Source organism: Microbacterium enclense (assembly GCF_004022425.1).
GTDB classification, from domain to species: Bacteria; Actinomycetota; Actinomycetes; order Actinomycetales; family Microbacteriaceae; genus Microbacterium; species Microbacterium enclense_A.
The window spans coordinates 1-7,256 of the sequence record NZ_RBZY01000089.1 but is presented as its reverse complement, the minus strand read 5'-3'; the positions used below and the strand labels follow the sequence as shown (position 1 = coordinate 7,256).

Genomic DNA, 7,256 nt, shown 5'->3' with positions numbered 1-7,256 from the left:
CCCGACCCCGGTCACGGGCGTGACCCGTGGTCGCGGGCGCCGCCGCTCGTAGGCGAGCCCGAGCGCGATTCCGGCGACGATCGCCCCGATCGACAGCAGCAGCGCCGTGTTGATCCCGTGCCACAGGTACAGGTCGCCGATCCGATCGATGTCGACGCCCGCGGCATCCGCGGCCGCCGGGCGGACGAGATCCTCGAGCACCGGCACCGCGGGCCCCAGCGCGAGGCCGGCGAGAGCGACCGCGCTCACCGAGACCGACATCGCGGCCGACGAGCGCCACGGCGCGACGTCCATGGGGTGACCGCGGAAGATCGGCAGGAGCAGCTTGGTGCTGTAGGCCACCGTGAGCACCGCGGCGAGTACGAGCACGCCGGTCAGCACCACGCCGAGAGGCGCGGGGAAGGGAGCGTCGAGGTACGCCTCGAACATGAGCTCCTTGCTGACGAACCCGACGAGCACGGGCGCCCCCGCCATGCTCAGCCCCGCCAGCACCACCATCGCCGCGTCCCACGGCTTGGCGCGCGCGAGACCACTCAGCTCGCGCATGTCGCGCGTTCCCGTGCGCCGCTCGATGAGGCCGACGCCCATGAACGCCGCCGACTTGAACAGGGCGTGCGCGATGACGTGCAGGGTCGCCGCGGTCATCGCCGCGGGCGTGCCGATGCCGATGAGGGCCACGAGCAAGCCCAGCTGACTGATCGTCGAGTAGGCGAGGAGCTTCTTCAGATCGGTCACCTGCACCGCGAACGCCCCGCCCATCACGGCCGTGAACAGGCCTCCCGCAATCAGCAGGACCGGCCACACCGGGGAAGCGGATGCCGCGGGGGCGAAGAGGAGCAGGAGGAAGATGCCCGCTTTGACCATCGCCGCCGCGTGCAGGTAGGCGCTGACCGGGGCGGGGGCCACCATGGCATCCGGAAGCCAGGCGTGGAACGGGAACTGGGCCGACTTCGTCATGGCCGCCACGGCGACGAGCACCGCGGCCGTGGTGGCGAACGCGGGGTCGGAGGTCCACGCGTCGCTGGCGAGCGCCGCCGTGAGATCGGAGGTCCCGGTGCGCACGATGATCAGCACCACGGCGCCGAGCAGCGAGAGACCGCCCGCGGCCGTGACGATCAGCGTGCGCGTCGCGGGTTCACGCGCGGAGGGACCGGAGCGGAGGATGAGCAGGTACGAGCACAGCGTCGTCAGCTCCCACGCCACGAACAGCACGACGAGGTCGTCGGCGAGCACGAGCGTGAGCATGGCCGCGGCGAAGGCCGCCATCAGGGTGTAGAACCCACGCGACCGGGGGGCGCGGAGGTACGAGGTCGAGTACACCATGACGATCGCGCCGATACCGAGGACCACCACGGCGAAGAGGAACCCGAGGCCGTCGATGCGCAACCGCAGGGCGATGTCGGCCGAGGGCACCCACGGCCACACCTCCGCGGCATCCCCCACCGCCGCGTGCACCGACAGGAGGAGGCCGAGGACCCCGACGAGGAGAGCGGCGATCGCCCACCCCGCGAAGCGGCGCAGATACCGGGTGGCCAGCGGCGCGACCAGGGCCGTCGCCCACGCGAGGCCGACGACGCCGAGAAGGGTCACCGGCGCCCGCCGTCGGGAGAACGGAGCGGGAAGGGCAGGGGGCAGGCCGGTCTGGGCATGGATGCTCCGAAGGGTCGCGCGACACAGTTATGCCGACCAGACTTCCCGGCGCTCCGACTGTCCACGCTAGCAGCGCGGTATGAACGGTCCCTGGGCGCCCCCTGGGCTTGACAAGACGTCGTCGGGCGTCGCGCGACGCGCTCCTTCGGGCGCGGAGCTCAGTGAACTCCGACGACCATGGCCCCCAACGACGTGAACGTGTGCGTTCCTGGCTCGACCTCGAAGACCTGGCCGTCGGGCAGGTCGACCACGCCGGTCGTGCCCGTGGGCACGCGCACCTCGACCCGCATCTCACCGTCCTCGATCCGCCACGCGATCGCCGCGCGCCCGTACGGCGTCTCGTGCTCCGCCGACGCGTGGGTCAACCCACCGCCCGGTCGCGGGGCGAAGGCGATCCTCCGGTATCCGGGCTCGAGCGGCGCCAGACCGCCGACGGTGCGGTGGATCCAGTCGGCCACCGCGCCGAGGGCGAAGTGATTGAAGGAGGTCATGCCACCCGGGTTGACCGTGCCGTCGGGCAGCAGGCTGTCCCACCGCTCCCACGTCGTCGTACCGCCCGAGAGCACCGTGTACATCCACGACGGGCACTCCTTCTCGAGCAGCAGGTCGTACGCGGTGTCGACGTGCCCCGACCGCGTCAGCGCGTCGGTGATGAGCGGCGTTCCCGCAAAGCCCGTCGCGATGCGGTTACCGCCGGCGCGGACCAGTTCGGCCAGGCGCGCACCCCACACGTCGCGCTCTGCGAGGTCGGCGTACAGCTCGAATTCGATCGCCAGCGCGTACGCGGTCTGCGCGTCGCTGCTGAGCAGTCCGGATGCCGTGACGTACTCCCCGCGGAAGGCCTCGCGAACCTCCGCGGCCAGGCGCGCGTACTTCGCGGCGTCCTCGGCCCGGCCGAGCACCTCGGCGGATTTCGCCAGGTGCAGGCTCGACCACGCGAAGTACGCCGTCGCGACGAGGTAGCGGTCGGTCGTGGCATCCGCGGGATCGTGCGGCGGGGCGGCCGGGTCGAGCCAGTCGCCGAGCTGGAAGCCGGTGTTCCACAGGCGCGACGGTCCGGCCAGTTGGGCGACGAGATCGACCCACTTGCGGGCCGAGTCGTACTGATCGCGAAGGATCCGCGCGTCGCCGAACTGGCGATACAGCGTCCACGGTGTCAGCACCGCGACGTCGCCCCACGCGGCGCCCGGGCGGATCGGTGTCCACTCCTCGCCACCGGGGATCACCGGGACGTACCAGGGCACGGTGCCGTCCGGCAGCTGCTCCACGGCGACGTCGCGCAGCCACGATCGCAGCATGCCGGAGCAGTCGTAGAGGAAGGATGCCGCCGGTGCGAAGACCTGCAGGTCACCGGTCCAGCCGAGCCGCTCGTCGCGCTGCGGGCAGTCGGTGGGGATGTCGACGAAGTTGTCGCGCATCGACCACCGGACGTTCTCGTGCAGGCGATTCAGCAGAGGATCGGACGACGAGAACCAGCCCGTGCGTTCCATGTCGGTGTGGTACACACGGGCCGTGATCGCACCCGGGGCGATGTCGCCCGGCCAGCCCGCGACCTCGGCGTAGCGGAAGCCGTGGATCGTGAAGCGCGGCTCCCACTCGAGGTGTCCGCCGTCGGCGACGACCACGTCGGTGGCCTGGGCTCCCCGTAGGGGCCGGGTGTACAACTCCCGGTCCTGCAGCACCTCGGCGTGGCGGAGGGTGATGACCGCACCCGCCTCGGCATCCACGGACAGACGTAGCCGCCCTGAGATGTTCTGGCCGAAATCCAGGATCCAGGCGCCGGTCGACGACCGCGTCACCTCGACGGGGGCGAGCTCCTCGGTGCAGCGCACCGGCGGACCCTCTGGGGCGACGAGCGTGGCGTGATCGACCGGCAGCAGCCGCGCCGGCGTCCAGGCCGGGTCCTCTGCCGTCGCCCAGTCGGGGCCGTCCAGCCGCGCGTCGAAGTGCTCGCCCTCGTACAGGCCCGTGGACACGATCGGGCTCAGCGCCGCCTCCCACTCGGCATCCGTCGCCACGACCGAGCGCGTCCCGTCGACGTGCTCGATCTCGAGCTGCGCGATGAGGCCGATGTCGCTGCCGTACAGGTTCGGGTAGCCGCCGTGGAACCCCAGGCGCCCGCGGTACCAGCCGTCGGCGAGCCACGAGCCGATCGCGTTCGCGCCCTCGCGGAGGTGGTCGGTGACGTCGTACGTGTAGTACCGCAGCCGCTCGCCGTAGACGGTCCAGCCCGGCGACAGCGCGTCGTCACCGACCCGACGGCCGTTGATCTCGACCTCGTACAGACCGTGCGCCGACACGTACAGGCGCGCGCGGCGGACCTCCGACGCGACCTCGAACGCGCGACGGACGCGGGGCGGATGCCGCAGCGCTTCGGGTTCCTCGTCCCACGCGGGGCCGACCACACCGGCGATCCAGTCCTCGGCATCCATGAGTCCCGCCTCGACGCGCGAGGCCGGAGACCAGTCGGATGCCTCCTCGTCGTCGCCGATCACGCGCACGCGCACGGTCGCCGGCTGGCGCGAGGCCAGGGGCGCGAAGGGCCAGTCGACCAGCACCGACTCCGCGCTCGGCACGATGCCGGACGTCTCGACGCCGCGGTCGGTCGTGATCTCGAGCTCATACGCGGTCTGCCGCCATCCGGCGGGAGCCTCGGTCTTCCACGAGATCCGCGGCGTGGCGACGCCGATGCCGAGGGCGTCGCGGAGGTGTTCGAACGTGAGGGGGGATACGTCTACGGTCATGCGGTGGTCATCTCATCCTGCTGCGGGTGAACCATGGGCTTGAGGGCCGAGCGATCGCGCCCGGGGAGAAGGAGGGCGTCGTGGACGCCGCCGAGCGGATGCACGCTGGTCACGAGACGGCGCAGATTCACCCGTCGGCTCGCGGCGAGGGCGATGGCATCCGGGTACTGATTCGCGTAGCGGAAGGTGCCCGTCAGAACGATCTCGCGCGACTGGAGCACGTCGAGCGGCAGCGTGATTGCGCCGTTCGCGGCCATCCCCACGAGCACGGCGCGACCGGCCGGCTCCAGAGCTTGGATGCCCGCGCGGGTCGCCGCGGCGACACCCGAGCACTCGATGAGCACCGTGCGGTCGGTGGGCAGCGAGTCGGTCCGGGGATCGGCCGTCGTCGACGCGCCCAGGTCCGCCGCCACGGCGAGACGCTCCGCGGACACGTCGCTCACGCAGACCTCCGCGCCGGCGGCGAGCGCGACCTGCAGAACGAGCAGCCCGACCGGTCCCGCGCCGCTCACCAGCACGCGATCGCTGATGCCGACGGCCGCCTTGCGCACCGCCCAGAGCGCGACGGCGAGCGGCTCGATGAGCGCGGCCTCGTCGTCGTCCAGCGCATCGGGCACGTCGTGCGCGAAGTCGGACGCGACGGCGACGTGGGTCGCGAACGCCCCGTCGATGGGAGGGGTCGCGAAGAACCGCACGTCGGGGCAGAGGTTGTAGCGTCCTTTCCGGCACTGCGCGCAGACCCCGCACGGGACGCCGGGTTCGAGCGCGACGCGCCGCCCGACGCGGGCGTCGGAGACGTCGGCTCCGACCGCGACGATGACCCCGGATGCCTCGTGTCCGAGCACGAGCGGATCCTCGACTCGGGTCGAGCCGATGCGCCCGTCGCGATACCAGTGGACGTCCGAGCCGCACACGCCGACGGCGCGGATCTCGACGAGGACCTCGTGCGGAGCGAGCGCAGGGACGGGTCGGGTCTCGACGACGGTCGTGTCGACCGCCGTCATCACGGCGGCGCGCAGGGTCGCCGGGACCGTCATCCCTTCACCGCGCCACTGGCCAGGCCCGCCATGATGCGCTGGTTGAGCACGAGGTAGATCGCGAGAATGCCGAACACGTTGATGCAGATCGCCGCGAAGAGCGGCCCGTACTGCGTCGCGCCGAACTGCCCGGTGAAGTTCAGGAGGCCGACCTGGACCGTTCGCAGCTGCGAGGAATTGGTGAAGGTCAGGGCGATGAGCAGGTCGTTCCAGAAGAAGAAGAACTGCACCAACCCGACCGTGACGATCGAGTTGCGCGCCATCGGGAGCGCGACGGAGAAGAACGAGCGGAAGATCGACGCGCCGTCGAGCGTGGACGCCTCGAACACCTCGCGCGGAATCGCGCGGAAATATGTGGCCATCATGAAGACCGTGAGAGGGAGACCCGTCGCCGTGTATGTGATGATCAGCGGCCACAGCGACCCCGTGATCCCAGCCTGGAAGTACACCGAGAACAGGGGTAGGAGGATCATCTGCCCGGGCACCATGATGCCCGCGAGGAACAGGAGCAGGATGCCTCCGCGACCGCGGAACACCATCACCTCGAGCACGAATCCGGCGGCCACGCCGAGCAGCAGCATGAGGGCCAGTGCAGGGAACACCGCAACCACGCTGTTGCCGAGGTACTGACCGATGTTGCCGGTGACCCACGCATCGACGTAGTTCTGCAGGTTCAGCTCGCGCGGCAGCGCCCACGTCGGGGCGTTGAGGAATTCGTCCTGGCTCTTGAACGAGTTCATGAGGAGCCAGAGCAACGGCAGCACTTCGATGGCGACCAGCAGCACGATGAGCACGGTGCCCGGGATGCGGCGCACGGAGCCCGCGCGCGGAGCAGGACGGCGGCGGGTGCGCAGCTGCTCCGGCGATTTCGGAAGGGTGGCGGTGGACATACGGGATCAGCCCTTCGTGACGTCGCGACGAGACGACCGGAAGATGAAGACGGTCACGATCAGGCACAGGACGGTCAGCAGCAGCGCGATCGAGGCGCCGTAGCCGTACTCGCCGTAGCTGAACGAGGTCTGGAACATGTACAGGGTCAGCGGGGTGGTCGCCGTCCCCGGGCCCCCGTTGGTCAGGGCGACGATCGAGTCGAAGACCTTGAGGGTGCCGTTGATCGAGAAGATGATCGACGACAGCAGGACCGGCAGCGACAGGGGGAGCACGATGCTGCGCACCATGCGCCAGCCGTTCGCGCCGTCGAGTCGGGCCGACTCCATGATGTCGTCAGGTATGTCGAGCAGCCCCGTATAGAGGAGCACGGCATAGAAGCCCATCGAGCGCCAGAGATCCATGATGACGAGGACCACGATCGCGCTCACGGGACTTCCGAACCAGTCGATGGATGCCACCCCGAAGACGTTCAGCAGGCCGTTCACCGGCCCGGTCTGCGGTGCCACTTCGAACAGCTTCTGGAACATGAGCGCCACCGCCACCGTGGGGATGATGACGGGGAAGAAGACCAGCGTTCGCACGACGCTGCCGCGGTTGCGGAGCACGAAGACGTAGAAGAGCGCCAACAGGTAGCCGAGCAGCACCTGCCCGACGGTGATGATCACGGCGTAGAGCAGAGTGAAGCGGAGAGCTTCGGCGACCCGCGGATCGGTGAACAGGCGCGCGAGGTTGTCGACGCCGACGAACTCGAACCCCGAGATGGCGTTGCCCTCGAACAGGGTGTACCCGAGCGACCACACCACGGGGATGAGCATGACGAGGGTGTAGACGAGGAGCGCGGGCCCGAGCAGCAGGGCGATGGCGCGGCGGTCGCCGAGGACTTTGTGCATGGGGATTCCTTCGGAGGGAGGAGAGGCGGGGGCGACGGTGGTCG

5 protein-coding genes are annotated in these 7,256 nt (G+C 70.1%); all 5 read right to left on the bottom strand.

Annotated elements, in window-relative coordinates; translation table 11 throughout:
- Positions 1-1,590, bottom strand: a 1,590-nt coding sequence (locus D8Y23_RS15615; protein WP_275087518.1) for a proton-conducting transporter membrane subunit, incomplete at its 3' end; no start/stop codon positions are given.
- A gap of 218 nt (positions 1,591-1,808) precedes the next feature.
- A complete protein-coding gene (locus D8Y23_RS15610; RefSeq protein ID WP_128218978.1) occupies positions 1,809-4,394 on the bottom strand; it encodes a glycoside hydrolase family 78 protein in 2,586 nt (861 codons plus the stop codon).
- Positions 4,391-5,431 carry an NAD(P)-dependent alcohol dehydrogenase gene (locus D8Y23_RS15605; protein ID WP_128218977.1) on the bottom strand — a complete coding sequence of 347 codons (1,041 nt, stop codon included), beginning with the start codon at positions 5,429-5,431 and terminating at the stop codon, positions 4,391-4,393. The genes D8Y23_RS15610 and D8Y23_RS15605 overlap by 4 nt, the downstream gene beginning before the upstream one ends.
- Positions 5,428-6,321, bottom strand: coding sequence for a carbohydrate ABC transporter permease (locus tag D8Y23_RS15600; protein WP_128218976.1), 894 nt, complete (start codon positions 6,319-6,321; stop codon positions 5,428-5,430). The genes D8Y23_RS15605 and D8Y23_RS15600 overlap by 4 nt, the downstream gene beginning before the upstream one ends.
- A gap of 6 nt (positions 6,322-6,327) precedes the next feature.
- Positions 6,328-7,212: a carbohydrate ABC transporter permease gene (locus tag D8Y23_RS15595; protein WP_128218975.1), complete on the bottom strand. Its 885-nt coding sequence runs from the start codon at positions 7,210-7,212 to the stop codon at positions 6,328-6,330.
- Positions 7,213-7,256: the final 44 nt, after the last annotated feature.

Coding starts and splice junctions, on each gene's coding strand:
- D8Y23_RS15610 (WP_128218978.1), bottom strand. CDS start 4,394: ATGACCGTAGACGTATCCCCCCTCACGTTCGAACACCTCCGCGACGCC.
- D8Y23_RS15605 (WP_128218977.1), bottom strand. CDS start 5,431: ATGACGGTCCCGGCGACCCTGCGCGCCGCCGTGATGACGGCGGTCGAC.
- D8Y23_RS15600 (WP_128218976.1), bottom strand. CDS start 6,321: ATGTCCACCGCCACCCTTCCGAAATCGCCGGAGCAGCTGCGCACCCGC.
- D8Y23_RS15595 (WP_128218975.1), bottom strand. CDS start 7,212: ATGCACAAAGTCCTCGGCGACCGCCGCGCCATCGCCCTGCTGCTCGGG.